The sequence below is a fragment of the Solwaraspora sp. WMMD406 genome, from assembly GCF_029626025.1.
In the GTDB taxonomy this organism is placed as follows: domain Bacteria; phylum Actinomycetota; class Actinomycetes; order Mycobacteriales; family Micromonosporaceae; genus Micromonospora_E.
Map to the genome: position 1 here is coordinate 4,687,844 of NZ_JARUBF010000001.1, position 26,455 is coordinate 4,714,298.

The 26,455-nt window shown below is 71.5% G+C and carries 21 protein-coding genes and 1 pseudogene; 4 read left to right on the forward strand and 18 right to left on the reverse strand.

The features are described 5' to 3' along the window. Window positions 1-42 precede the first annotated feature (42 nt). Window positions 43-1,914 carry a S8 family serine peptidase gene (locus O7632_RS20540; protein ID WP_278116578.1) on the reverse strand — a complete coding sequence of 624 codons (1,872 nt, stop codon included), beginning with the start codon at window positions 1,912-1,914 and terminating at the stop codon, window positions 43-45. Between the two features lie 550 nt (window positions 1,915-2,464). Here O7632_RS20540 and O7632_RS20545 point away from each other — a divergent pair. Continuing rightward, on the forward strand, window positions 2,465-2,905 hold the full coding sequence (locus O7632_RS20545) for a hypothetical protein (RefSeq protein WP_278116579.1): 441 nt from the start codon (window positions 2,465-2,467) through the stop codon (window positions 2,903-2,905). 205 nt (window positions 2,906-3,110) lie between these two features. Then, window positions 3,111-4,196: a hypothetical protein gene (locus O7632_RS20550; RefSeq protein WP_278116580.1), complete on the forward strand. Its 1,086-nt coding sequence runs from the start codon at window positions 3,111-3,113 to the stop codon at window positions 4,194-4,196. 20 nt (window positions 4,197-4,216) lie between these two features. On the opposite strand, the gene O7632_RS20555 is transcribed toward O7632_RS20550, so the two are convergent. From O7632_RS20555 to O7632_RS20580, 6 genes are all read right to left on the reverse strand, one after another. Next, window positions 4,217-4,582, reverse strand: a complete 366-nt coding sequence (locus O7632_RS20555; protein WP_278116581.1) for a cellulose binding domain-containing protein — start codon at window positions 4,580-4,582, stop codon at window positions 4,217-4,219. Between the two features lie 256 nt (window positions 4,583-4,838). Then, window positions 4,839-5,513 (reverse strand): TcmI family type II polyketide cyclase, encoded by a 675-nt coding sequence (locus tag O7632_RS20560; RefSeq protein WP_278116582.1) that lies wholly within the window; start codon window positions 5,511-5,513, stop codon window positions 4,839-4,841. Between the two features lie 88 nt (window positions 5,514-5,601). Beyond that, the gene (locus O7632_RS20565; protein WP_278116583.1) at window positions 5,602-6,894 is read right to left on the reverse strand and encodes a cytochrome P450; all 1,293 of its coding nucleotides are present in this window, start codon (window positions 6,892-6,894) and stop codon (window positions 5,602-5,604) included. Further along, window positions 6,891-7,310 carry an antibiotic biosynthesis monooxygenase family protein gene (locus O7632_RS20570; RefSeq protein WP_278116584.1) on the reverse strand — a complete coding sequence of 140 codons (420 nt, stop codon included), beginning with the start codon at window positions 7,308-7,310 and terminating at the stop codon, window positions 6,891-6,893. The genes O7632_RS20565 and O7632_RS20570 overlap by 4 nt, the downstream gene beginning before the upstream one ends. Continuing rightward, a complete protein-coding gene (locus O7632_RS20575) occupies window positions 7,307-9,661 on the reverse strand; it encodes an FAD-dependent monooxygenase (RefSeq protein ID WP_278116585.1) in 2,355 nt (784 codons plus the stop codon). The genes O7632_RS20570 and O7632_RS20575 overlap by 4 nt, the downstream gene beginning before the upstream one ends. Window positions 9,662-9,973: 312 nt before the next feature. Then, on the reverse strand, window positions 9,974-12,145 hold the full coding sequence (locus tag O7632_RS20580; RefSeq protein WP_278116586.1) for an alpha-galactosidase: 2,172 nt from the start codon (window positions 12,143-12,145) through the stop codon (window positions 9,974-9,976). 414 nt (window positions 12,146-12,559) lie between these two features. Between O7632_RS20580 and O7632_RS20585 the strand changes: the two genes are divergently transcribed. Together O7632_RS20585 and O7632_RS20590 are read left to right on the forward strand one after the other, a co-directional pair. Then, window positions 12,560-13,612, forward strand: a complete 1,053-nt coding sequence (locus tag O7632_RS20585; protein WP_278116587.1) for a hypothetical protein — start codon at window positions 12,560-12,562, stop codon at window positions 13,610-13,612. Window positions 13,613-13,784: 172 nt separating this feature from the next. Continuing rightward, the gene (locus O7632_RS20590; RefSeq protein WP_278116588.1) at window positions 13,785-14,687 is read left to right on the forward strand and encodes a septum formation family protein; all 903 of its coding nucleotides are present in this window, start codon (window positions 13,785-13,787) and stop codon (window positions 14,685-14,687) included. 93 nt (window positions 14,688-14,780) lie between these two features. On the opposite strand, the gene O7632_RS20595 is transcribed toward O7632_RS20590, so the two are convergent. The 11 genes and pseudogenes from O7632_RS20595 to O7632_RS20645 form a co-directional block, all read right to left on the reverse strand. Then, window positions 14,781-16,235 (reverse strand): transcription antitermination factor NusB, encoded by a 1,455-nt coding sequence (locus tag O7632_RS20595; RefSeq protein WP_278120240.1) that lies wholly within the window; start codon window positions 16,233-16,235, stop codon window positions 14,781-14,783. A 32-nt stretch (window positions 16,236-16,267) separates the two neighbouring features. Then, on the reverse strand, window positions 16,268-17,194 hold the full coding sequence (gene fmt, locus O7632_RS20600; protein WP_278116589.1) for a methionyl-tRNA formyltransferase: 927 nt from the start codon (window positions 17,192-17,194) through the stop codon (window positions 16,268-16,270). Window positions 17,195-17,199: 5 nt separating this feature from the next. Then, entirely contained in the window at window positions 17,200-17,790 is a 591-nt protein-coding gene (gene def / locus O7632_RS20605) for a peptide deformylase (protein ID WP_278116590.1), read from the reverse strand. Between the two features lie 121 nt (window positions 17,791-17,911). Continuing rightward, a pseudogene (locus O7632_RS20610) lies at window positions 17,912-20,044 on the reverse strand (primosomal protein N'); the annotation flags it as partial. A 21-nt stretch (window positions 20,045-20,065) separates the two neighbouring features. Then, window positions 20,066-21,262, reverse strand: a complete 1,197-nt coding sequence (gene metK, locus O7632_RS20615) for a methionine adenosyltransferase (protein ID WP_278116592.1) — start codon at window positions 21,260-21,262, stop codon at window positions 20,066-20,068. Window positions 21,263-21,399: 137 nt separating this feature from the next. Next, window positions 21,400-22,596, reverse strand: a complete 1,197-nt coding sequence (gene coaBC / locus O7632_RS20620) for a bifunctional phosphopantothenoylcysteine decarboxylase/phosphopantothenate--cysteine ligase CoaBC (protein WP_278116593.1) — start codon at window positions 22,594-22,596, stop codon at window positions 21,400-21,402. Between the two features lie 38 nt (window positions 22,597-22,634). Beyond that, window positions 22,635-22,898: a DNA-directed RNA polymerase subunit omega gene (gene rpoZ / locus O7632_RS20625; protein WP_184537378.1), complete on the reverse strand. Its 264-nt coding sequence runs from the start codon at window positions 22,896-22,898 to the stop codon at window positions 22,635-22,637. Window positions 22,899-23,043: 145 nt separating this feature from the next. Next, on the reverse strand, window positions 23,044-23,646 hold the full coding sequence (gmk, locus tag O7632_RS20630) for a guanylate kinase (protein WP_278116594.1): 603 nt from the start codon (window positions 23,644-23,646) through the stop codon (window positions 23,044-23,046). Window positions 23,647-23,678: 32 nt separating this feature from the next. After that, entirely contained in the window at window positions 23,679-23,996 is a 318-nt protein-coding gene (gene mihF, locus O7632_RS20635; protein WP_123601181.1) for an integration host factor, actinobacterial type, read from the reverse strand. 173 nt (window positions 23,997-24,169) lie between these two features. Then, window positions 24,170-25,009 carry an orotidine-5'-phosphate decarboxylase gene (pyrF, locus tag O7632_RS20640; protein WP_278116595.1) on the reverse strand — a complete coding sequence of 280 codons (840 nt, stop codon included), beginning with the start codon at window positions 25,007-25,009 and terminating at the stop codon, window positions 24,170-24,172. Window positions 25,010-25,112: 103 nt separating this feature from the next. Continuing rightward, window positions 25,113-26,438: an adenosylmethionine--8-amino-7-oxononanoate transaminase gene (locus O7632_RS20645; protein WP_278116596.1), complete on the reverse strand. Its 1,326-nt coding sequence runs from the start codon at window positions 26,436-26,438 to the stop codon at window positions 25,113-25,115. Window positions 26,439-26,455 lie beyond the last annotated feature (17 nt).

Here is a 26,455-nt window from a genome sequence, read left to right on the forward strand (position 1 = left end):
TCGATCGTCAAGAAGCCCTGATCGATCGTCAATCGGTCCGGGTCACAGGTTCAGGGTCCAGCTGTCCAGGTAGCCGGTGTCCAGGCTGGCGGAGTCCTGGACCCGCAGCTTCCAGGTGCCGTTGGCGACCTCGCCGGACAGGTCGCGGGTGTAGGTCTGGAAGATGTTGTCGGCACTGCTGCCGGTCCGGTTGTGCAGCACGTAGGCGCTGCCGTCGGGGGCGATCAGCGAGACGGTCAGGTCCCCGATCCAGGTGTGGTGGATGTTCACCGCGATGGTGCTGGTGGGGCGGGCGGTGCCGGCGCACCCGGTGACGACGACCGCGCTCTCGATCGTGGTGTGGTCGCTGATCGGGTAGTCGGTGGCGTTGGTCTGGGAGCATCCGGGTGGGCCGTTGACGGTGAGCGTGTACGACGCCGTCTGGGTGGTCTCCGGGCCGGTGCCGGTCACGGTCAGCGCGTAGATCCCGGGGATGGTCGTGGCGGCGGTGCTCAGGGTCAGGGTGGCCGAGCCGCCGGAGGTGACCGTGGACGGGCTGAACGCGGCGGTCACACCGGCCGGCAGTCCGCTGACGCCGAGCGCGACGCTGTGCGGGGTGCCGATGACGGTGGCGGTGCTGACGGTGGCGGTCACCGAACCGCCCGGGTTGGTCGCGCCGGCGGTCGGGGTGACCGCGATGGCGAAGTCCTGGGTGGGCGGGACGATGTCGCCGACGTACAGCAGCTTGTTGGGTGAGCCGGTGCCCGGGTTGGTGACGACGTTGCTGGTGGCGTCGTCGACCAGCAGATCACCGATCTGCTGCGGGGTGTAGCCGGGGTTGGCGGCCAAGGCGAGCGCGGCGGCGCCGGCGACGTGCGGGGCCGCCATCGAGGTGCCGCTGATCGTGTTGGTCGCGGTGTTGCTGGTGTGCCAGGGGGCGGTGATGTTGCTGCCGGGGGCGAAGATGTCCAGGCAGGTGCCGAAGTTGGAGTAGCTGGCGCGGGCGTCGGTGTTTGTGGTGGCGCCGACGGTGATCGCGGCCGGGGTGCTGGCCGGCGAGTAGTTGCAGGCGTTGGCGTTGCTGTTGCCGGCCGCGATCGAGTAGACCACGCCGTCGGCGATGGAGCGGGCCACCGCGTCGTTGACCGCCTGGTCGAAGCCGCCGCCGAGGCTCATGTTGGCGACCGCCGGCTCACCGGCGGCGTGGTCGGCGGTGACCCAGTCGATGCCGGCGATGACCCCGGCGTAGGTGCCGCTGCCGCTGTTGTTGAGCACCCGTACGCCGACCAGGGTGACGCTCTTGGCCACGCCGTACGCGGTGCCGCCGACCGTACCGGCGACGTGGGTCCCGTGCCCGTTGCCGTCGTCGGCGCTGCCGCCGTCGACGGCGTCGAACCCGGTCACCGCGCGGCCGCCGAAGTCGCTGTGCGCGAAGCGGATCCCGGTGTCAATGATGTACGCGGTGACGCCGGATCCGGAGTTGGGGTAGGTGTAGCTGTTGTTCAGCGGCAACGCGGCCTGGTCGATGCGGTCGAGCCCCCAGGACGGGGTGGGGCTCTGCGTCGCGGCGAGCGACACGGTCCGGTTCTGCTGGACGTATGCGACGCTCGGGTGGGCGGCGACCCGCTTCGCGGCGGCGGCGGACATGCGCGCTTCGAAGCCGCGCAGCGCGTCGCGGTAGGTGCGGGCGACGGTGCCGCCGTGTCGGGCGGTCAGGGTCCGGGCGGTCGCGGCGACCCGGGGCCGCGTCACCCGGTCGTCCTTGAAGACCACGATGTACGAGTCCGCGACGGCGGTCTGGGCGCCGGCGTAGAGCACCGGACCTTCCGCCGGTTTGGCGTGGGCCGGTGTCGCGAGGGCCACCGTCACGGCGGCCAGCACGGAGGTGGTGAGGGCGGAGCGCCAGCGGCGCCGGGACGGCCGGGAGAAGATCATCTCCCGCCTCCTTTCGATACACGGCCGACCCGTTTGTGACAGGTCGACCGGTGACCGTGTACCTGATTGACACAAATGCTAAAGCCGAAAGAGATCGATGTAGAGACATATGATTATTTCTCGTGTTCACGTACGCTGGCAATTTTGTCCCTCTTCTCGATCCTCGACGAAACGCATGCCCCGTCGACCCGGAGGGACCACCGGAAGGACCACCCGAACACGAGCTGGCGAAAATTATTGTCAGGCCGTTTCGGGCTGATCAGTGTCAATGCGCGGTACGCGCGGGATTTTGTCCGCCAGCGGACCGGCCCTCGACCCGATCCGACAGGAAGCCGCCCGACCGACGGGGCGCGGTACGGCACCGGCGACCGCACCGCCCGACGCCAGCGGCCGGCAGCCGACGACCGGCGACGTCGCGTCTGCCCGAAGGCGTCGTCGTCGCGCGACTGGGTGAATGCCTCGACTTCGTCGACGAACACCTCGGCTGACCGCCGACTCCGCCGCAGCGGTGGCCCGGCGATGTCGGCCCGGGCCGGTTACGTGCGCCAGCGTGAACGGCGTCGCGACTTACCGGTACCTGCGCCCCTCGACCCTGACCGACCAGTACCTCACCCTGCAGACCAGCGGTGGGCCGGCCGCCAACCCGAGGTTCTTCGCCGGGTTCCTGACCAGGCCGGTGCCGGCGGCGGCCGGGCTGCTGGCGGTCACCGAGGTCGCCCGGACCCGCTACCACCGGCCCGTCGACCCGGCGAGCCTCGACCCGGTGGTCACCGCCGACCAGGACCAGCTGCGGTTCGAGTCCTTCTCCGGCTGCTGCGGGGTGTACGCCCGACTCGACATCGGCCCGAGATCACCGATCCGGACGAGCTCGCCGAGGAGACGGCCGCGCTGTTCGGCGGCCCGGACACCGACTCGGTGGCGCTGGAACGGATCCTCGATGGCGTGGTGCAGACGGCCGCCACTGATCGCGCGGCCGTGGTCGCCGCGCTGACCCCGGTGCTGGATCGGGCCGGGGTGATGGCCTGGTCCGCGATGCCCGAGGACAGGTTCGGCGGCCTCGGCGGGGTGCTGCGGTCGTCGCCGGCAGCCAGGACCCGGTCCCGGCGCGCAACTGGGCGTCGCTGACGGCGGCCTGGGGGCGGGAGCAGACGTCCGGCCGGCGGCCGGCCGACCCGCAGCAGGCGACGCTGCGCCGGTTGCTGCGGACCCGGGTCGCGGAGATCGGCCGGTTCGCCACTGACCACGGCACGTCGAAACACGGCACGCCGGAACACCGCCCGTCGGGGGCACCCGCGCCAGGATTGCTGGCCGCACCGACGCATCGCACGGGTGGAATCGAGCCGCAGGCGTTGTACGACCGGCTGGCCCGGCTCGGGGCACGGCCGCCGTGGCCGGCGGACCTCGCCCAGGCGCTGCTGCGGCTACCGGCGATTGTCGACGAACCGTTGGCGGCCAAGGCCGCGCGGCTGGGCAGCCCGACCGGGCGGACGCTGGCCGACTGGCTGCGGGTCGGCGGGCTGCCACGACCGCGCTACCAGGTGGTGACGGTCGCCCGGCGGGACCGGGAGGGCACATACGACTTCCGCCACGACCGGTTGCCGGCACGGCGGCGGGTCGTCGAAGCGGTCGCCCCGCCGGGGGCGGACGATCCGTACGGGCTGCTCACGGTGTCGGCCCGCCCGGTCGACCTGCGTGGTCTCACCGACGAACCACTCTGGCCGGCGCAGCTGCCCGCCTATCGCGGGCTGGTCGCCACGTACGGCCTGCCGCTGGTCGCCGGCTGCGCGGACCTCGACGAGCCGGGCGGGGCCGCGCTGCTGCCGATGCTCGCCGAACGGACCGGCGAGCCCGGACCCGCGCTGGACCTGGCGGTGGCCTACGGGTTGGCCGCCCGGCACGAACCCGACCGGGTGGCGACCGTCGACGCGGTGCTGATGTTGGCCGCCGACGGCGGGCTCGACCCGACGGCGGTCGGCGGTCATCTGGGCGCACTCGCCGCCGACGGCATGATCACCGTGTCGCGGGTCGTCCTACCGCTGAGCGACGCGGCGGCCGCCGGGGCTCCGTTGACGACCTGGCGGCTCCTGGCCGCCGTGCTGCCGGCGTTGCTGGCCTGCCGGCCCGCGCCGCGCGGGTTGCCGGATCTGCTGGCGCTGGCCGCGCGGACCGCCGCCTCGACGGGCGTGCGCATCGAGGTGCCGGGGCTGGTCGACGTCGCCGCCCGGGCCGGGTCGAGCCGGCTGGTCACCGAGGCCCGCCGGCTGGCCGACGCGCTGCGGTGACCGGGTGACGGTCCGGATGGTCACAGTGGCCAGAGGAACGTCGGGGTTCCGGTGCCGGTCACCACGAACCCGAACGTCGTCGACACGCCGGGGTTGAGCGTCGTGGACCAGGTGGGATTGATCATGATGTAGTGCGGTGTGCTGGCCGCGCTCCGGGCGTTCCAGAGCGACGAGACCGTCGAGCCGGCCGGCAGGGTGAAGCCCACCTCCCAGCCGGTGATGGGAATGCTGTAGTTGTTGGTGACCGTCACCTCGGCCACGTATCCGGTGGACCACACACTCGTCTGGGTAAAGGTGACCCCGGTGGCCTGGGCCGGCGTCGAGACCATCAGGGTCACCGTCAGGCCGACCACCACAGCGACCAGGAGACCTAGCAGCTTTCGCACGGTTACACCACCATTCATCATTGGCTTCACGTGAGTACCGAGCGTATTGCGACACCATCTGAACACACACCAACCTATAGGTTGTCTTCGATGACAAATCAGCTGATGTAAATGTCTCTCGATTATGCCGTGCCACCTTTCATCCGAAATTCGGACGGACCCGGTCGAGGTACGTACTCCGCCGCCGGTCGCACTGACACCGGGGCCGCCCGACGGCGGAGCACGCGGTCGGTCAGTCGGTCAGTCGGTCAGTCGGTCAGTCCTCGGCCCGCCAGCGGTAGTACTCCTTGGCCACCGCGTCCGTCGGCCCTCGCCAGGCGTCCTGGTTGTACGGGCTGATGTACGGGCTCAACTCCTCCATGATCTTGCCGAACTTCGGCTTGTCGTGGATCCGCGCGTCGTCGGCCGAATGCGGCACCGACCGCTCCAGCAGGTGCACGTACACGTCGTCGATCGAATAGAGCCAGCGCGCGGTGACGTCCATCTCCACCGGCAGGGTGCCGGCGTCCGACTCGGCGAAGATCCGGGCCACGTTGTCCTCGGCACCCGGCTTGATCCGCCCCACGATGACGGTCAGGTGTCGCTCGTCGCCGGTCTCCGCGACGGCACCCTCCCCCGGTGTCCAGCGGTAGAACTCCTTGGCGACCGAATGGGACGGATTCTGCCAGTTCCGGGGGTACGGCGTGACGAACGGTCCGATCGCCTCGGCGATCTCCTTGAAGGCCGGCAGACCCCGGTTCTGGCCCGAGATCGCCGGGTCCTCGTTGCGCTCGACGATGTGGATGTAGAGGTCGTCGTGCGAGAGCAGGATGCGGCCGATCACCCCGAAATCCTGGGGGCGCGTCGCCTTGTCGTAGTGGCCGAAGACCTCGGCGATGGTGTTCTCGCTGCCCTTCACCATGCGGCAGACGATGACGTTTCGGAAGACCATGGCTACTCCTCGCTGACGGTTGTGGCCGGTGTGTTGCCGGTGTTTCCCGGTGTTTGCCGCAGTTGCCGGTGACGCGTCCGGGTTCGGGTCAGTGGATCGCGGTGGAGGTGAAGCTCACCGGCAGCTCCAGCAGGCCGCGAAACGGCGAGGCCGGGGGGAGCCGACGCAGCTGATCGACCGGTACGGCGATCCGCAGGTCGGGCAGCCGGCGCAGCAGAGCCCCGATGCCGATCCGCGCCTCCATCCGGGCGAGGGAGACACCCAGGCAGTAGTGCACGCCGTGACCGAAGCCCAGATGCGGACCCCGCTCCCTGGTCACGTCGAGCCGGTCGGGGTCGGTGAAGTGATCCGGATCGCGGTTCGCCGAGTTGAGCACCACACCTACCGCCGCACCACGCGGGATGCGGACGCCGTCGTACTCGACGTCCTCGGTCGCCACCCTCGGGCTGGCCACCGGCAGCGGCCCGTCGAACCGCAGCAGTTCCTCGATCGCGGTCGGCAGCAGTTCGGGCCGGGCGCGCAGCAGATCCAGTTGATCGGGGTTGGTCAACAGGGCCAGCATCGCGTTGCCGATGAAGTCGGCGGTGGTCTGGTGCCCGGCGAACAGCAGCAGGAAGGCGGTGGACACCAGCTCCCGCTCGGACAGCCTGCCGCCCTGGTCACACACGTCGATCAGGGCGCTGATCAGGTCGTCGTCGGGGGTGGTGCGTTTGGCCCGGACCAGCCCGGCCAGGTAGCCGTGCAGCAGCGACTGCACCTGCTGCACGGCCGCCCGTTCCTGCTGCGGCGGACGGCTGGCCGAACCCGAGGTGCGGATCACCTGGGTCCAGGCCAGCACCTGCTCGTGGTCGCCCTTCGGCACCCCGAGCAGGTCGCAGATCACCACCATCGGCAGCGGTACGGCGAAGTCGTGCATCAGGTCCGACTCGCCCCTCGGCGCGATCGCGCCGATCAGTTCGTCGACGATGCGCTCGACCCGGGGCCGCAGCGCCTCGATGCGCCGGGGCGCGAACGCCTGCGACACCAGCCGCCGCAGCCGGCTGTGCTCGGGTGGGTCGGAGTTGAGCATGTTCTTGTTCAGACCCTCCGAGTTGGGTCCGAAGAACCGCAGGTAATGCTGTTCGGGACCGTAGAGGTCCTTGGACAGCCGGGGATCGGTGAGGGCCTCCCGGGCGTCGTCGTACCGGGTGATCAGATAGGACTCGAACCTCGGCGAGGCGACCAGGCGTACCGGGCAGTCGGCCCGCAGCCGCGCGTAGGTCGGATAGGGGTCCACGGCGTACTCGTCGGTGTAGAACTCCGCCGCCGGCACGGCCCGCTCCGCCGGTTCGGCTCGCTCCGCCGGCACGGCTGGATCGGCGGGTTCGGCGTCTGCGGTCATCTCGGCTCCTCCAGGTCGCTCGGCACGCTGTGCAGCACCTGGTACGTGTGCCGCCGCGCGGATTCCCGCAGGTCCCGGATCACCCGCAGCAACCGATCGCGCTGCGCGCTGCGGCCGAACGCGTCGAGTCGGTCGCGATCCGCCCAGTCGGTGATGATCAGATAGGTCTGCGGGTCGTCGGCGTCGCGCACCAGGTCCTGGTGCAGGCAGCCGTCGAGCGCGCGGATCGCCTGAGCGACCGACAGCCATTCCGTCTCGAAGCGCCGTTCGCAGCCGTGCCGGATCCGCATCGCCAGCACCGCCCGTACCGTGGATCCGGTCGATCCCGCGTCCGCGACGGACCCGGCGGCACCCGCCGGCGCCGCGCCGACCACGGACCCGGCGGCACCCGCCGGCACCGCGCCACCGGCCGTCACCGGGCACCGCCGAACACCAACCGCAGGTGGCCGCGCAGCGCCTCGGCGTCGATCGGCTGGCTGCGGAACCCGACGTGTCCGTCCGGGCGGATCAGGTAGGCGGCGGTGCCGGTCACGCCGTACCCGGCCCGGAATGCGCCCTCGGCGTCGCGTACCACCGGCGGGTGCAGCATCGGCGGCACCGCGGCGTCCGCGCTGGCGACCAGATAGACCTCGATCTGGCCGTACGTCTGCTCGCGGACGTCGGCGCAGAGCTTCTCCACCGTCGCCACCTCGGCCTCGTCGGCGGTGTGGTCGGCGTAGAGCAGCAGCGTGTGCCGGGTGCCTCGGGTCAACTCGTGCAGCCGCTGCGGATGGCCGACGCCGCGACGCAGCAGACCGGCCACGTCCGGCGCGCGGTCACCCGGTGCCGGCCCGGCGCGCAGCCCGTCAGGGGTGGACACCGACTCACCGACGATCGGGCTGCCGGCGTAGCTGAGCAGCATCGACATCTCCTGCAGGAACTGTCGCTTCAGGTCCGCGCGGTCCAGTTCGTCGGTGAACGCCAGCCGGACCGCCCGGCCCACGACCTCCTCGCCCTGGGGTCGCCGCTCGGTCTGGTAGCTGTCCAGCAGCCCCGGCGCGGCCATTCCCCGGACCGCCAGCGCCAGCTTCCAGGCCAGGTTCCAAGCATCCTGGATACCGGTGTTCATGCCCTGGCCGCCGGCGGGCGGATGCAGGTGCGCGGCGTCACCGGCGACGAAGACCCGGCCGTCGCCGTACCGGTCCACGATGCCGTGACAGATCCGGAAGATCGACGACCAGCGCAGGTTGGCCGCCCGGGTGCCGGGCGGAGCCAACTGGTCCAACACCGCCTGTACGTCGGCGAGGGTGGGCTCGTCGAGTTCCGCGCTGAACCCCGGCGGGGCGTTCTCGCCCCGGATGGCGGCGAAGTACCGTGCCGGTGCCATCGTCGCGATCCGGTAGCGCGATTCACCCCGCAGCGGTACGCAGACCAGCATGTTGTCGAGTTGGCCGTCGATTTCGTGGATGAACCGCAGCAGGTGACCGTCGGGCATGTCCCAGTCGACGTCGACGTCGCCGAGCATGAACAGTTGCGGGAAGCGGCCCAAACCACCGGAGAAGGTCAGGCCGAGGAGGTCCCGTACCTTGCTGTGCGCCCCGTCGGCACCGAGCAGGTACGTCGCGCGGATGGTCTGGCTGCCACCGGCGGCGAGGGCGAGGGTGGCGGTCACGCCGTCGTCGTCACTGGTGAATCCCACCAGTTCGGCGCCGCGGCGGGGCCGTACGCCGAGGGTGGCCAGCCGGTCGGTGAGGATCCGCTCGGTTTCGTACTGCGGCAGGCCGAGGTGCCCGTACGGCAGTTCCGGCAGCTCCCAGCTCATCCGGTTGACCTCGTGGCCGTTGACGAACACCATCTGCCCGGTGAGCCAGATCCCGGCATTCATCGCCTCTCGGACGACGCCCTGGTCCGCCCAGATCTCCATGGTCCGGCAGTGCACCCCGATCGCCTTGTCGGCCTGTCCGGGCGGGGTGGTGAGCTTGTCGACCACCTGGCAGTCGACGCCCCGGCGGGCCAGTTCGATCGCGGCGGTCAGCCCGGTCGGCCCGGCGCCGACGATCAGGACCTCGGTCGTGTCCGTCGCGGCGCCCTGCCGCCCTCGCTGACCTGCTGCGCCGGCCGCCGCGCCGGAGGTGCCGGCCGCCGCGCCGGACGTCGTCTCCTCGGGCGCGGCCGGCGGCAGCGCCTCGAACAGCCGGGGGCGGATCCCGACGAGGAACGGCGCGATCGGTCCCGCCTCGGCCCGCTCGTGGTCCGGGTCGTCGATCCAGCGGCGGAACTCCGCCTCGCTACGCCATCGCGCGAAAATGTGGTGAATGGTGGAGCCGGGTTCCCGCAACAGCTCCTCGGCCAGATATCCGGGCACGTCAGCCATCCGGCGGACCACCTCGGCGTGTCCTTCTTGGAACTCGGTGACCCGGTCGGCCGGTACGGTGATCTCCACGTCCACGTAGGTCTGTCTCTGCCGGACCGCCGGATCGGCCGCCGCGCGTTGTCCGGTGGTCTCGCGCATCACCCGGTAGCTGTCCGGTGTCGGCGGCTCAGTCATGTCCGCGAGGGCGTCGGCGAACCGCGCGGCGACCGGGCCGGCGACGTATTCGCGCAGCGCGGCGTCGTCGGCCCATTCGGTGACGACGACGAGGGTGCGCGGATCGTTGGCGTCGCCGAGCAGCGACCGGGTCAGGTTGCCGGACGAGGCCGCGATCTGGTCCACGACCGCCCGCCACTGCGCTTGCACCATTGGGTCGAATCCCCGGCGAGCGCGGATCCGGAGCATTGTCCTGATCATCTGAACTCCCTTGGGCGGCCGGCACGACCCGAGGCTGGCTGGGCTCGGTGGCCTGCCTGCTCGGCGATCGGTGAGCTGTCTGGTCGGTCGACGGCCACGGTCTGGCGGAGGGCGCCGGGGCCGGGGCATGTCATGACCCGACCTTCGCTCACCGCGCGTCACACAACCGTTACCAGATGACCGCACGACGCACCGCTGGCGGTGACGCCCCAGGGACGGGGACGCCGCCGACGACCGATGCGCGGACAGACGCCAGGCCGTGTCGCGCCGCGCGAGAGGAGTGACGCCGCGCCGCGCGACAGGAGTGACGCCTCAGTCCACGGCGTCGACGGTGAACAGGGCGGCCTGCTGCGGGGTGAGCAGCGGCGCCGGCAGACCCACCTCGGCGAGTAGCCCACCCGACAGAGTCACCCCGCCGCCCCGCAGCCAGGCCGGCGGCGCGACCTGCATCGTCCGGGGCTGCGGTCCGATCAGCAGCGGACGTACGGCGTACCGGCGCAGCGGGTCGAGTCCGACCAGGCGCAGCGGCACCGGCACGGCGGTGTCCGGGGCGGCCAGCGCGACCAGCGCGTACAGGCCGGTGGAGCGGTCGGCGTCGACCACGCCGTACACCTGGCACCCGGGGTCGGGGCTGTCCGCGCGGACCAAGGTGCCGGTGTGCAGCAGCGGACGGAGCCGTTTGTACGCGGCGACCCAGTCCGCCACGTACCCGCGTTGTTCCCCGGTCGCGGCGGTGAGGTCCCATTCGATGCCGGCGTGGCCGAACAACGCGGTCGCCAGCCGGAAGCCGAGATCGGTGGCGCGGCCGGTGATGTGCGCGGTGTCCGCGCCGAGATGACCGCCGAGGTACTCCAACGGCATCAGTACGCTGGTCCAGCGCATGATCCGTTGCCGATCCAGTGGATCGTTGGTGTCCGAGGTCCAGAACCGGTCGACCAGGTCGGCGATGCCGAGATCGATCCGGGCGCCCCCGGACGCGCAGCTTTCGATCTCCACCGCCGGGAACGCGCCGCGCAGCTCGGTGAGCAGCCGGTACAGCGCCGTCGTCTGCCGGTGCGCGCCACCGGCGGCGAGCAGGTCGCGGTTGTGGTCCCATTTGAGGTACGCGATCGGGTACGTGTCCAGCAGCGCGTTCAGCCGCCGCAGCACATGGTCGTACGCGGCCGGCCGGGCCAGGTCGAGGACGCGTTGGTGCCGCCAGGTCGGCGTGTGTACGGTGCCGAGCAGCCAGTCGGGGTGGGCCCTGGCCAGGTCGGAGTCGGGGCTGATCATCTCCGGTTCCACCCAGAGCCCGAAGTCCATGCCGCCGGCACGCACCCGCTCGATCAGCGGGTGCAGCCCGTCTGGCCAGCGCCGTGGGTCGACGTACCAGTCGCCGAGCGCTCGCCGGTCGTCGGTCCGGCCGGTGAACCAGCCGTCGTCCAGTACGAAACGTTCGACGCCGACGCTGGCGGCGGCGTCGACCAGCTGGGTCAGCCGGTCGAGGTCGTGGTCGAAGTAGACCGCCTCCCAGGTGTTGAGCACCACCGGTCGGGGGCGACGCGCCGGCCGGCGGGACCGTAGCCACCCGTGCAGTCGGGCGGAGAGGCCGTCGAGGCCGGCGTCCGACCACACGGCGACCGTCCACGGCGAGGTGTATGTGGCGTCGGACGGCAGGACGATCTCGCCGGGGGCGAGTAGTTCGCCTGCGCCGAGCAGGCTCTGCCCGGTGGCCTGCCGCTCGGCCCACAGCCGCTTGTCGCCGCTCCACGCCAGGTGCGCCGCCCACACCTCACCCGTCCGGAAGCCGAACCCGGGGGTGCCGGCGACCAGCAGGTACGGGTCGTCGTGGCCGGGCCGGCCGTGCCGGGTCTCGCGACTCCAGACACCGTGCCGCAGCAGGGCGCGTTGCGGACGCCGCTCGTGCGCCCACAGGCCGGTGAAGTCGAGCAGTTCGTCGGCGCGGTCCGGCACCGGAATCAGCACGTCGACCGACGCGAGGTGCAGATCGTCGTCGGGCGCGGTGTTGCGGACGTGGTGGCGTACCCGCAGCACACCTTCGGGGCTGAGCTGGATCTCGGTGTCCACCAGCAGACGGCCGTCGGCCATCGCCGACTCGACCCACACGCCCCGGTCACCGGTACGGCGTACCGCCCGCAGCCGCACGTCGTCCACGGGCCGGGTCGGTCGCGCCGCGCCGGCGGGTCCCGCCGGACCCGCCTGGTGTCCTGCTGGAGCCGCCCGATGTCCCGCCGGAGCCGCCCAGTGTCCGGCGATGCCGGGCCGGCCGGTCCAACCCTGCCCCGGGGTGGGCAGCAAGGTCAGCCGCAGCGGCTGGTCGACGGCGCTGGGCGGTACGGCCGGTGTCGCCGCGTCGGCGACGGCCGCCAGCTCGTCGGCGGCCAACTCGCCCAGGTCGGCACCCCAGTGCAGGACCACCGGCGGGTACGGGCCGCGAGCGTCCAGCACGAGGCTGGTGCCCGCGGCCCGCAGGTATGCGATCAACCGTGCTACTCCTGGACCGGAATCGACTGGGACTTCAGGGTATCCACCGTCGAGGTCTGGGCGGCGGTCAACGCGTCCAGCAGGGTGCCCTGACCGGAGACCGCCGCCTGTTCTCCCAGCACAGAGAGGGTGTGAGGCGATCCTGCCGGCCGCGCGGCGTATGGATCGTCACGTCGCGGCCCGCCGCGGCGAGAAGCCCGACCGAGCGAATCCACTCCGGCCACTCGAACGCTAATTGTTTTCTCGTTACCACCCGTCCATACGGCGATGATCGACGCCGGACATTGAAAATTAGCGAACGCGACAACGAAACACCGACGCCGACGGCAAGCGCAACCAGGCTCCACGTTACTTCCGTGCTACAAACTCATCTAGCACGCATCTGTCAAGCGAAACGCGAAAGGGGCAACCTCTTTGAGAATCATTCGATTTTCCACACGCGGCAAAGGTGGCGCCCACCGCGCCGTCGAGCCGCCCTCGTCCGGCGATCGGAAACGACGACTCGTCATCGGGGCCACGGCGGCCACCGCACTCGTGGCCGGAGCCACCGTCGCGCCACAGGCGTACGCCACCACCGACTTCACCGGCCCGGGAGTACGCACCCAGATCGTCGACGCCGCCACCGGGGCACCCGTCTCGGACATCTGCGTCTTCGCCGTCAGCGTATTCACATTCAGCTTCGCCAACGTTTGTCCTACCCGCAGCGATGCGGCGGGACGAGTCAACGTCACCGTACCCGGACCGGGCTCGTACAACCTCTTCGTCCTCCCGGACTCCGGCAGTCCGTACGGCGCACAATGGGTCAGCCAAACGGGCGGGACCGGCACCCAGAAGAACGCCCGATGGTTCACCTTCACCGCCGACGAGATCAAGCCCGGCCCGACGATCCGGCTCGACCCGCGCGCCACGATCAGCGGATCGGTCCTCGGCGCGGACGAGGAGACGCTGGGCCACGCCACGGTCGGCATCGTCGCCCCGATTCCGGACGGCTCCCGTGACCCCCGCTACTCGCTGGTCGCCGACGACGGCACCTTCAGCATCGACTGGCTCGGCCCATACCAGTGGCCGCTGCTGTTCAAGGCCGACGGGTACCCCTACCAGTGGAGCGGTCACGTCGGAAACCGCCTCCGCGCCGAACTCGTCACGACCGACGCCAACGGGCCGGTACCGTTCGACTACCAACTCGAGCGCGGCACTGAGGTGACGGTGGACATTCCCGACCCACCCCAGGGACCCGGTCGGATCGTCTTCCACAACGCCGCCACCAGGGACCCGGTCGGTGTCGCCGAGCTCGGCGCTTCCGCCACCCAGGCACAACTGCTGGTGCTGCCCCGGCAGCCAGTGAAGATCCACTGTGTCTGTAGTGGCGTCCACCGGTGGCACGGTGGCACCGACTTCGCCAGCGCCACCACCGAACCGATCAACGCCAACGGACCGCAGCTCATCACCTTCACGCAGCCGAGCTGACCGCATCGCCGTCGTCGGGGCGGGGCTGGTTCGTCCAGTTGGACGGACCGGCCCCGCGCCGACACCAGCACCGTCGCATCACGACAGACGCACCCTCGCGTCGCGGCCGGATTGGACCCGATGCCGTACTCTTGTGCTCCTACGGTCACCCGGCTCGGGGAGGCGTACGGCGATGCGGCGACGATGGTTCGGTGCGGTGCTGACAGCCACGATCCTGTCGACGACCGCCGGATGCACCGGACCGGCGCGGTTCGGCGACGGCGACCTCACCAACGACTGGCCGGCGATCGACACCGTGACATCCTTCGTACCGGACGTCGGCTTCTGCCACACCGAGTCCGGCGACGTCGGGTCCCGCGCCGACTATGACCCCGTCGACTGTGGCCGGCCGCACCTGGTGGAAACGGTCTTCGTCGGCACCTTCGCCGGCGTGCACGCCGCCGGCGACACCGCGCCCCGACCCGGCTCGCCCGAGCGCACCGCCGCCCGTGGCGTGTGCGACCAGCGGGTCAAGGGATTCCTCGGCGATTACTGGCAGGCCGGCCGGGTCCGTTTGCAGATCGTCCTGCCGTCGGCACCGGCCTGGGCCGGGGGTGCCCGGTGGTACCGCTGCGACGTCGGCGAAATGACCAGCATGGCGGATCGCACGTTCGTCTCCCGTACCTCCAGCCTGGCCGGAGCGCTCGGTCCCGACGGCCCGCTGCGCTGGGGTTGCTTCCAACCCGAGTCGGTGACCGACGACGGCATCGGCAACCTCCGGCCGGTCGCCTGCTCCCAGCCGCACCAGAGCGAATTCGCCGGGCTGTACGTCGAGGACGCGCTCTCCTACGACTACTTCGCCGACAACTCGGTCCGGGTCCACGAACGCTGCCGGGCTGTGGTCGCCGGGTTCGCGCGGCTACCCGTCGACGGCGACCTGCGATTCCGGTTCGGCACCATCTACGACTATCCGTTCCGCGACGAGTGGGACGAAGGCAACAAGACCGTCCGGTGCCTGCTGTGGCGTGAGGACCCGCCGCTGGTCGGCACCGCCCGCAACGGCGGCACGGCCTTCCTGCCCATCCGGTTCGGCTGACCGACCACGCGCGCGCACCAGCCCAACCGGTACCGGCGGCTGCCGCTGAACGGGTACCGGTGGCTGCCGCTGAGCCGCGCACGGCGGCTGCCGCTAGCCGGAACGCCGCAGCAGTGACAGGAACATCGCGTCCGTACCGTGCCGATGCGGCCACAACTGCACCGACGGGCCGCTGCCCAAACCCGGCATCCCGGCCGGCAGCAACGGGCGGGCGTCGACGAAGTCGACCGGAACGCCGCACCGACGGGCGGCTTCGGTCACCGACACATGGGTTTCCACCCGGTGCGGCGAACACGTCACGTACGCCACCACGCCACCGGGACGCACCGCCCGCAGCCCGGCGACGAGCAGTTCCCGCTGCAGCCGGGTCAACGGCGGCAGATCCGACGGCTGACGCCGCCACCGCGACTCGGGACGGCGACGCAGCGAACCCAGCCCGGTGCACGGTGCGTCAACCAGCACCCGGTCGAACGACGACTCCGGGACGTCCTGGTTCGCGCCGACCCGCCGGCCGTCGCTGACCTGCACCGTCACCGGCAGCCCCCGGACAGCCTGTTCCACCAGCCGGGCCCGATGCTCGGCGACCTCGATCGCGGTGACCCCGGCACCCCGCCCGGCGGCCAGACCACCGAGTAGCGCCGCCTTGCCGCCCGGCCCGGCGCACAGATCCAGCCACCGGGTATCGGTGCCGCCGACCAGTTCCGCCTCGGCCAGAGCGGCGGCGACCAGCTGGGACCCCTCGTCCTGCACATGGGCCCGACCGTGCCGGACCGCCGGCAGGTCACCCGGCGCCCCGCCGGACAGATAGACCGCGTACGGGGAAAAGGCTCCCGGTGCCCCGCCGACCTCGTCGGCGAGATCCACCGCGTCGGCGCGACCAGGCCGGGCGCACAGGTGCACCGGCGGACGCTCGTTGTCCTCGATCAACATCCGGGCGGTCTCCTCCAGATCGTCGCCCAGCGCCTCGGCGAACGCCCGGACGATCCACGTCGGATGGTGGTACGTCACCGCCAGGTTGCCGATCGGATCGGCCTGCGCGTCCGGAGCGAGCTCGGCCACCCAGGTGTCCAGATCACGATCGGCGATCTCACGCAGCACCGCGTTGGCGAAGCCGACCGCGCCCGAGGCCACGTTGTGCACCAGGTCGACAGTGGCCGACACGGCGGCATGCGGCGGTACCCGGGTGTGGAGCAGCTGGTAGGCACCGAGCCGCAACGCGTCGCGGGCCGGCGGATCGATCCGGTCCACCGGCCGCCCGGCCGCCCGCGCGATGATCAGATCCAGGGTGCCGAGCAGCCGCAATGTGCCATAGGTCAGCTCGGTGGCGAAAGCGGCGTCACGCCCGTGCAGGTCCCGCTCCCGAAGGATCGCCGGCAACACCAGATTCGCGTACGCGTCGTCACGGTGCACCGCCGCGATCGCCTCGTACGCCGCGTCCCGCGCCGGATCGATCCGCCGGCGGCGGACCTGGCTCGGCCGATCGGCGCGGCCGCCCCGACCACCACGATCCCCGCGCTGGTCCCCCCGCGAACCCTGACCCGTCGGCAGGCTCACTCGCTGCGCTCCCTCACTCCTCGCGCTCACCCGAAGAACTCACCGGTGGTGAGGCGGGCGCCCCGCGCCCAGTCGGCAGCCGGCATCGCCTTCTTGCCCGCCGCGCGGACCTCGCCGAGCGCGACCGGCACGGTGGCCGTACCGACCAGCAGGTGGTTACGCTGCACCGACAGCTCCCCCGGCTTGAGGTCCGGGCCGTCCGGCACCGGCCGGACCGGACCAAGCTTGACCCGTTCGTCGCGCAACGTCGTCCACGCGCCCGGCGCGGGCGTGCAAGCGCGCACCCGTCGGTCGACCGCGAACGCCGGATCCGTCCATCGCACCTGGGCGTCGTCGACGGTCAGCTTCGGCGCCAGGGTGACTCCGTCCGCCGGTTGCGGCACCGCTCGGGCGCTACCGGCGGCGATCCCGTCGAGCACCGCCACCAACAACCGCGCCCCGCTCGGGGCGAGGCGTCCCAGCAGATCCCCGGCGGTGTCGGTCGACGCGATCTCGTCGGTCACGGTGCCGTACACCGGGCCGGTGTCCAGGCCCGCCTCCAGCTGGAAGACGCTCGCGCCGGTGACCTCGTCGCCGTGCAACACCGCGTGTTGCACGGGGGCCGCCCCCCGCCAGGCCGGAAGCAGCGAGAAGTGCAGATTGATCCAGCCGTGGGCCGGAATCGTCAGGGCCGTAGGCGGAACCAGCGCGCCATAGGCGACCACCGGTACGCAGTCCGGGGCCAGCTCGGTCAACCGGTCGAGGAACTCCGGATCCCGGGGACGGGCCGGGGTGAGGACCTCGATGCCCCGCTCGTCTGCCCAGGCACCGGCGGGCGAACGCACCAGCCGGCGGCCTCGCCCCGCCGGCGCGTCCGGACGGGTCACCACCGCGACCAGCTCGTGCCCGGAGTCGGCGATCGCGTCCAGCGCCGGCACGGCCACCTCTGGGGTGCCGGCGAAAACCAGCCGCATCCGGCTCACCCGCCCAGACCGAACGGATTGGCGGTCGGTCCGGCGCGGAACAGGCCGGTGCGACTGCGGTGCGGGCTCACCTTGATCGTCGGCGGCGCGGCCTGGTCGTACCAGTCGGCTTCGCGGATCGCCTTCATCGCTTCTTTACGGGTGGCGGGGTCGAGCCGGTCCAGGAACAACACGCCGTCGAGGTGGTCGGTCTCGTGCTGCACACAGCGGGCCATCAGGTCGGTGCCGACGATCTGCATCGGATCGCCGTACTCGTTGAAGCCCTTGGCGACCACGTTGAGCCGACGCTTGGTGTCGAAGTAGAGCCCGGGGATCGACAGACACCCCTCCGGGCCGTCCTGTTCCTCCTCGTCGGGGAACTCGAGCACCGGATTGACCAGATGGCCCAGGGTGTCGTCGACGTGGAAGGCGAACACCCGCAGTCCGACGCCGAGTTGCGGCGCGGCGAGACCGGCACCGTTCTGGTCGACCATCGTGTCGGTGAGATCGGCGACGAGCCCGCGCAGCTCGGCGTCGAAGTCGACCACGGCTTCGGCCGGGGTACGCAACACCGGGTCGCCGAAGAGTCGAATGGGCTGGACGGTCACGCGGGGTGGCTCCTTGTCGTGGGTAATTGTGGGTCCAGTCTACGGATGCCCGACGGCGATGGCGCCAGTCGCCGTGCTCACCCGTCGCGTCGTACGCGTGCTAAGGGCCGCACCGTCACCATCACAGCAGATCGAGCGGGTCGACCTGGATCCGTACCGGCTGACCGGTCTTGCGGAGCGCGCGGGCGCCGGCCGCCGCGCGGAGTTCGCGGGCCAGTTCGGCGGCCTGCGACCGGCGTACCCGGATCAGCATCCGCTCCTGGTCGTCGCCGACGGGTACCGGGCCGAGCAGTTCGGCGTCCGTCGGCAGACGGACGGCGGCCAACAGTTCGGCGACCGCTTCGGCGGTGCCGGTCAGACTGGCCATCCGGGCCACCGGCGGGAAGCCGAGTTCCCGCCGGTCGGCCAACTCACGAGCCGCGTACCAGGCCGGATCCCAGCGCAGCAGCGCCTGCACCGGTGCGAGCCCACCGTCGGCGACCACCACCACCCGGCCACCGTCGGCCGCCGGCCGGGCCAGCGCGGCGGCCGACAGCCAGCGCCGCAGCGCCTCCTCACCGGCCCGCAGGTCGGCGCGGGTCAGCAACGCCCAGGTGTCCAGCAGAAGGACCGCGCCGTATCCGCCGGCGGCGGCCGGCTCGGCACCCGGGGTCGCGACCACCACCGCGGCCTCCCCGGTCACCTCGGTCAGGACCTCGTCGCGGCCCGAGGTCCGCACCGGGACGTCGGGAAAGGCCCGGCCGAGTTCCTCGGCGGTACGCCGGGCACCGGTGACCGCGGCGCGCAGCCGCCGCCCCTGGCAGTGCGGACAGGCGTATCCGGCGGCGGGCCGGCCGCACCAGCGACAGCTGGGGGTCGCGGTGGCCGACCGCAGCGCCAACGGCCCGGCGCAGTGCGCGCAGCGGACCGGGGTACGGCAGTCCGCGCAGGACACGGCGGGCAGATAGCCGCGTCGGGGCACCTGCACCAGCACCGGCGTGCCGGCCTGCAGCGCGCTGCGGGCGGCGGTGTAGGCGAGGCTGGGCAGTCGGGCGGTGGACGCGGCAGCGTCACGGGCCAGGTCCGGATCGTCACCGGTCGGGCTGACCCGTGGCGCGCGGCGGCGGATCTCGGCTCGGCCGGCGACGATGTCGTGCGCCCATCCCGTCTCGACGAGTTGCTGGGACTCCCCGGATCGGGCGTAGCCGCCGAGCAGCGCTGCGGCGTCGCCGAGTTGTGCGCGGGTGAGCAGCACCTCCCGGGCGTGCGGGTACGGCGCGCGTGGCTCGGCGTGCACGTCGTCGCCGTCGTCCCAGATGGCCACCAGGCCCAGCTCGGGTACGGGAGCGAACATCGCCGCCCGGGTGCCGATCACCACCGGCACCCGACCCCGGCTGCCGGCGAGGAACGCCCGGTACCGTCGGGCCGGTCCCAGGGCGGCCGACAGGACGGCGTGCCGTCCGGGGCCGAGCGAGCGCCGCAGGGCTTGGTCGAGGCGGTCCAGGTCACGGCCGTCCGGCACCACGGCGACGGCGCCCCGCCCGCCCACGACGGTCGCGGCGATCGCCTCCGCGTAGCGGGTCGCCCAGTCTTCGCCCGGCAGTGGTGTCCAGACCGCCCGGGCCGGGCGGCCGGCAGCGAGCGCCCGCAGGTAGGCGGCCCCGGCGGGGTAGGCCGTCCAGCCGTGCGGATCCGGCGCGGGTGGGCGGTCCGGCGGAGGCGCGACGGCCGCCGCGCGGCGGCCGTCCGGCGGGGTGGCGGCGGCCGGCGGTGCCTCCACCTGCGGTGCCGCTTCCTGCTCGACCCGGGCGTGACGCGGAGGAACAGCGAGTCTGAGCACGTCGGCGAGGTGTCCGGCGTACCGGTCCGCGACCGCGCGGGCGAGCCGGGCCACCTCCGGGGTGAGGACGGGTTCCGGGGAGACCAGCCGGTCGAGGAAGGTGAGCTTTCCGTCGTGCGTCGAGGCCTCCGCCCGGTCCAACACCCAGCCGCCGACCAACTGGCCGGCGAACCGCACCCGCACCCGGGTACCGGGCCGCACACCGGCGTCGAGTTCCTCCGGTACCAGGTAGTCGAAGGCGCGGTCCAGATGCGGCAACGGCACGTCGACGCAGATCCGGGCGACCGGCAGCTGGGCCGCCGGTCGCCGGTCGCCTTTCGCGCGGGTACTCACCGCGCCATCCTGCCTGTCTCCTCCAGCGTGCGCGACCTGCCACCCCCACCGGCGGACAGGCGACACAAAGGGGCTCGGAGCACCGGACCCCGCAGGGTCCGGGCACCGCGCGACCGGGGCGGGTCAGGCTCCGGCCGCGGACTTCAGCTCGGCGGCCCGACCGGTGTTCTCCCAGCTGAACTCCGGCAGCTCCCGACCGAAGTGACCGTAGGCGGCGGTCGGCCGGTAGATCGGCCGCAGCAGGTCGAGATCCCGGATGATCGCCGCCGGCCGGAGGTCGAAGACGTCGCCGATCGCCTTTTCGATCCGGTCCACCGGAACGTTCTCGGTGCCGAAGGTCTCCACGAACAGGCTCACCGGGTGGGCCTTGCCGATCGCGTACGCCACCTGCGTCTCGCAGCGTTCGGCGAGCCCGGCGGCGACGACGTTCTTGGCGACCCACCGCATCGCGTACGCCGCCGAACGGTCCACCTTGGACGGATCTTTGCCGGAGAACGCCCCACCGCCGTGCCGGGCATAGCCTCCGTAGGTGTCCACGATGATCTTTCGACCGGTCAGACCGGCGTCACCCATCGGCCCACCGATCTCGAACCGGCCGGTCGGGTTGACCAGCAACCGGTATCCGTCGGTCTCCAACCCGAGACCTTCCAACTCCGGTGTGATCACGTGCTCGCGCACGTCCGGCGTCAGCAACGACTCCAACGAGATGTCCGCCGCGTGCTGGCTGGAGACCACCACGGTGTCCAGCCGTACCGGGCGGAGGCCGTCGTACTCGATGGTCACCTGGGTCTTGCCGTCGGGCCGCAGGTAGGGGATCGTGCCGTCCTTACGCGCGGCGGACAGCCGCCGGGACAGCCGATGCGCCAGCGCGATCGGCAACGGCATCAGCTCCGGCGTCTCCGAGCAGGCGAAGCCGAACATCATGCCCTGGTCACCGGCGCCCTGCGCGTCGAGGGCGGCGTCGGCGGCCTCGCCCACCCGCAACTCGATCGCCGTGTCGACGCCTTGGGCGATGTCCGGCGACTGGGCGCCGATCGACACGCTGACCCCGCACGACGCGCCGTCGAACCCCTTCTTCGAGGAGTCATAGCCGATGCCCAGGATGGTCTCGCGGACGATCGCCGGGATGTCGGCGTAGGCCTGGGTGGTGACCTCACCGGCGACGTGCACCTGTCCGGTGGTGATCAACGTCTCGACGGCGACCCGGGACCGGGGGTCCTGCGCCAGGAGCGCGTCGAGAATCCCGTCGCTGATCTGGTCAGCGATCTTGTCCGGGTGGCCCTCCGTGACCGACTCGGAGGTGAAAAGGCGGCGTGCCACGGTACTCCTTGGATCAGTTGTCAACGGTTCACGGCAGTCTAGTCACCAAGTCCGGGCCATGGCGCCCAGCCGAGCAAGCTGGCGGACGTCACGGTCCGACAAGCCCGGGTGAACGAGGGCAAGCCCGGCGCCGGGATTCAGGCCGGTCCGGGCAGCCGGTCGAGCACCAGGTCCCAGACGTCGTCGGCCAACTGTTCCTTGCTGCGTTCGTCGAGAACGGTGACGGAACCGTCGGCACCGAGAACGGTCGCCGAATTGGCGTCCGCGCCGAAGACCCGCTCCACTCCGACCTGGTTGGCGACGATCAGATCGGCGCGCTTGCCGATCAGTTTGGCTCGGGCGTTGGACAGCAGGTCCCCGGTCTCCGCGGCGAAGGCGACCAGAACCTGGCCAGGCGGCTTGGTCGCACCCAGTTCGGCCGCGATGTCCGGGTTGGTGACCAGTTCCAGCACCGGGGGCTCACCCGACGCGGATTTCTTGATCTTGTCGGAGGCGTAGCTCGCCGGCCGGAAGTCGGCCGGAGCCGCCGCCATCACCACCGCGTCGGCCTCGCCGGCGGCGGCCAGGGTGGCCCGGCGCAGCTGGTCCGTGGTGCCGACCCGGACCAGCTCCACGCCGGCCGGATCGGGCAGGCTCACGTTGGCCGACACCAGGGTCACCCGCGCCCCCCGGGCGACGGCGGTCCGCGCGAAGGCGTAGCCCTGCTTGCCGGACGACCGGTTGCCGAGAAACCGCACCGGGTCGAGGGGCTCGCGGGTGCCACCGGCGGTGACCACCACCCGACGGCCGGCCAGATCGGCGGCCGTCGGACCGCCTCGGGTCAGGACCCGACGCAGTACGGCGAAGATCTCGGCCGGATCCGGCAGCCGGCCCTTGCCCGAGTCCGCACCGGTGAGCCGGCCCACGGCCGGCTCGATCACCAGGGCGCCCCGGCCGCGGAGCAGCGCGACGTTGTCCCTGGTGGCCGGGTGCTCCCACATCTCGGTGTGCATCGCCGGAGCGAAGACCACCGGACAGCGGGCCGTGAGTAGGGTGTTGGTCAGCAGGTCGTCGGCGAGCCCGTGGGCAGCGCGGGCGAGCAGGTCCGCAGTGGCCGGGGCCACCACGACCAGGTCGGCCCGCTGGCCGAGACGGACGTGTGGCACCTCGTGGACATCGGTCCAGACGTCGGTGGCGACCGGCTGCCCGGACAGCGCCGACCAGGTCGGCGCGCCGACGAACCGGAGCGCCGCAGCGGTGGGGATCACGCGCACCTGGTGGCCGGACTCGGTCAACAGGCGCAGCAGCTCGCACGACTTGTACGCGGCGACACCACCACCGACGCCGAGGATCACCCGGGGCGGGTGCGCGTCGACGTCGGACCGGTCGACACTCAGGGCTGGTCGGTGGGCTCGGCGGTGAGCAGCCCGGCGTTGATCTCCCGCATGGCGATCGACAGCGGTTTTTCCTGCGGAGTGGTCTCGACCAGCGGCCCGACGTACTCCAGGAGCCCTTCGCCGAGCTGGCTGTAGTAGGCGTTGACCTGACGGGCGCGCTTGGCGGCGAAGATCACCAGCGCGTATTTCGACGAGGTCTTCTCCAGCAACTCGTCGATCGGCGGGTTGGTGATGCCTTCCGGGCTGGCGATGGATCCCACGGGATGCAACCTCTGTGTCGTCGGGTCGGACTCGGTGTGTCGCCGCGCCGGGTCGCGCCGAGCGGCGCGTTGTCTCGGGCGACGTCCCGCCTCAGGCGGTGTGTGCGCCTCAGGCGGTGTGTGCGTCTCAGGCGATGTGTGCGTCTCAGGCGGTGCGTTGTGGACGCGCGGGCGTCAATAACGATGAACCGAGCAATCCTACCAGCTCAGCTGCGGCCCGCTCGACCTGGTCGTTGACAACTGTCACGTCGAACTCGTGTTCGGCGGCGAGCTCGTCGTCCGCGTGCTCCAACCGGCGGCGGATCGTCTCCTCGTCGTCGGTCCCCCGCCCGACGAGCCGCCGTTTGAGCTCCTCGACGCTGGGCGGGGCGAGGAAGACCAATTGGGCCTCCGGCATCGCGGCCCGGACCTGACGCGCACCCTGCAGGTCGATCTTGAGCAGGACGGGCTCGCCCCGGCGCAGCCGTTCGGTGACAGCCGAGCGCGGCGTGCCGTACAGGTTGCCGGCGAACTCGGCCCACTCGAGCAGTTCGCCGTTGGCGGCCATCCGCTCGAACTCGGTCCGGTCGACGAAGTAGTAGTGAACGCCGTCGATCTCGTAGTCCCGCATCGGGCGGGTGGTCACCGAGACGGACAGCCAGATCCAGGGCGAGCGCGCCCGGATCAGCTCGATCACGCTGTCCTTGCCGACCCCGGAGGGGCCGGACAGGACGGTGAGCCGAGCTGCCGGGCGCGCGTCGTCATACATGGTCACTGCTTGTTTCTACACCTTGCCGCGAATCAGTTCGCGGCGAACTCCCCGAGCAGCGCCTTGCGCTGCTGGTCGCCGAGGCCACGAAGGCGACGGCTGTCGGCGATCTTGAGCTTCTCCATGATCTGGGTAGCCCGGATCTTGCCGATCCCTGGCATCGCCTGGAGCACGGCGGAAACCTTCAGTTTGCCGACAACGTCGTCGGACTCCGCCCGGTCGAGCACGGCGGCGAGGGTGGTCTTGCCCTGCTTGAGCTGCTCCTTCAACTCAGCACGGGCCTTACGGATCTCCGCGGCCTTCTCCAGCGCGGCTGCGCGCTGTTCGGGGGTCAGTGACGGGAGCGGCACCAGTTCTCCTCAGGTCCCTATCGCGACGGGCGGATCGCACCGCCGCATCTGAAACGTGGTGTGGCCGGGAACCAAAGGGGCATGTGGTTCCCAGCGCCGGGAAAACTAGCGGTCAGCGACGTTTTCGGCAACGTGGGCCGACGGCGATCACCTCCGGGTGATGGACCGCTCACTCAAAACCCGGCCCCGAGCACGGCCCGACACTTAGCAAGCGTCTGTTCGGCTGAGACGCGCAGCGCGGACGGATCCGGCCCGCTGCGCAGGATCTCTCGGGAGTACGACGGGAGCACCCAGGCAAGGGCTTGCCCAAACACCGCGCGCAGGTCCTCGGGCCGCCCACCCTGCGCCCCGAGCCCTGGCGCAAGCAGCGGGCCATTGACGTACGACAGTTCGTGTCCGGTCGGTCCGACCGTCGCACCGACCACCAGACCCAAACTCCCAATCGGCTCCGCACCCGTGTTGAGCTGCGAAATCTCATCGATCACCGTCTGCGCGACAGTGCGCCCATCGGGCACTCGGGCGTGTTGGACGAGGCGACCTTCCGGATTGGAGGTGAGCGCCAACACGAGGACCCCCGCGCCGTGTTTGTCGGCCATCTCGAACATTGGAGCGAGCGCACCGACGCCGAGATAGGGGCTGGCCGTGACCGCGTCGGCGGCGAGCGGGCTCGCCGGATCGAGGTACGCGGCGGCGTACGCGGCAGCCGTCGAGCCGATATCTCCGCGCTTGGCGTCGAGCACGACGAGCACCCCGGCCTCGCGCAACTGTCGGATAGTTGACTCAAGGACGGCAATGCCCGCCGAGCCGAAACGTTCGAAGAACGCCGACTGCGGCTTGGCGACCGCGACCGTGTCGCCCAGTGCCTCGACCACGGTCCCGGCGAACCGGGACAGCCCCGCGACGTCGTCGGCGAGCCCCCACCCCGTCAGCAACTCGGGGTGGGGGTCGATCCCCACGCAGAGCGGCCCTCGGTCGGTCACCGCCCGATGCAGCCGCTGCCCAAAGGTCTCCATTCGACTCTCCTTCCATCCCACCGTGGCGGCGGTCACTGTCGGCGGCCTCCCAGCGTCTCCACCTGGCGGCCGGCGTCTCCACCCGGCGGAAGGTGGAGAGTGCTCAGGAAGTCCCGGCGGCGACCGCCGCCGCCATCGCGCGGGTGATCCGCGCCACGTCGTCGTCGTCCGCCACGTACGGCGGCATGGTGTAGATCAGATCCCGGAACGGCCGCAGCCAGACCCCGGCGTCGACCGCGGCGGCCGTCGCCGCCCGCAGGTCGACCGGCCGGTCGAGTTGGACCACTCCGATCGCGCCGAGGACCCGTACGTCCCGCACCCCGGCCTGTCCCGCCAACGGTGCCAGCCCGACGCGCAGGCCGTGCTCGATCCGGCGGACCGCCACCGCCCACGACGGCGGGTCGTCGGCCGGCCCGTCCCCGACCACCGACGCGCGCAGCAGCCCGATGGAGGCGTTGGCGACGGCACACGCCAGCGGATTGCCCATGAAGGTCGGACCGTGCGCCAGGACGCCCCCGGCGCCGATGCCAGCGGCCACCCCGGGCGTACACAGGGCGGCGGCCAGCGACAGGTAGCCACCGGTCAGCGCCTTGCCGACGCAGAGCACGTCCGGAGTGACCCCGGCGTGCTCGGCGGCGAAGAACGCACCGGTCCGGCCGAAACCGGTGGCGATCTCGTCGAAGATCAACAGGATGTCGTGCGCGGTGGTCACCTCCCGCAGCGCCCGCAGGTAGGCGGGATGGTGGAACCGCATGCCGCCCGCGCCCTGCACCACCGGCTCGACGATCACCGCGGCGATCTCGTCGGCGTCGCGGGCGATCCCCGCCACCAGCGCGGCGAGGTAGCGCTCGTCCGGTGGGGTGTCGACACCACCCGGCGGGGCCGGTACGAACACCTGGGCCGGCAACACCCCCCGCCACAAGTGGTGCATACCGCCCTCCGGGTCACACACGCTCATCGGATGGAACGTGTCGCCGTGATAGCCGCCCCGCCAGGTGGCCAACCGGCGTTTGCCCGGCCGGCCCCGACCGAGGTGGTACTGCAGGCACATCTTGACCGCGACCTCGACGCTGACCGAGCCGGAATCGCAGAGGAAGACGTGCTCCAGGCCGGGCGGGGTGATCTCGACCAGGGTCCGGGCCAACCGGACCGCCGGCTCGTGGGTCAGGCCGCCGAACATGACGTGTGCCATCCGGCCCAACTGATCGGTGACGGCGGCGTCGAGTACCGGGTGCCGGTAGCCGTGGACCGCCGCCCACCAGGACGACATGCCGTCGATCAGGTCACGCCCGTCGGCCAGCCGGAGCCGTACCCCGGACGCGCTGTCCACCAGGTACGGCGGGTCGGCCGGCGGCAGCGCCGCGTACGGATGCCACACGTGCCGGCGATCCAACGCCAACAGATCGGCGGCGTCCGCCCGGGTCGCCACCGGCGGACCGGCAGGTC

Coding starts and splice junctions, on each gene's coding strand:
- O7632_RS20540 (WP_278116578.1), bottom strand. CDS start 1,914: ATGATCTTCTCCCGGCCGTCCCGGCGCCGCTGGCGCTCCGCCCTCACC.
- O7632_RS20560 (WP_278116582.1), bottom strand. CDS start 5,513: ATGGTCTTCCGAAACGTCATCGTCTGCCGCATGGTGAAGGGCAGCGAG.
- O7632_RS20565 (WP_278116583.1), bottom strand. CDS start 6,894: ATGACCGCAGACGCCGAACCCGCCGATCCAGCCGTGCCGGCGGAGCGA.
- O7632_RS20575 (WP_278116585.1), bottom strand. CDS start 9,661: ATGATCAGGACAATGCTCCGGATCCGCGCTCGCCGGGGATTCGACCCA.
- O7632_RS20590 (WP_278116588.1), top strand. CDS start 13,785: ATGCGGCGACGATGGTTCGGTGCGGTGCTGACAGCCACGATCCTGTCG.
- fmt (WP_278116589.1), bottom strand. CDS start 17,194: ATGCGGCTGGTTTTCGCCGGCACCCCAGAGGTGGCCGTGCCGGCGCTG.
- gmk (WP_278116594.1), bottom strand. CDS start 23,646: ATGTATGACGACGCGCGCCCGGCAGCTCGGCTCACCGTCCTGTCCGGC.
- pyrF (WP_278116595.1), bottom strand. CDS start 25,009: ATGGAGACCTTTGGGCAGCGGCTGCATCGGGCGGTGACCGACCGAGGG.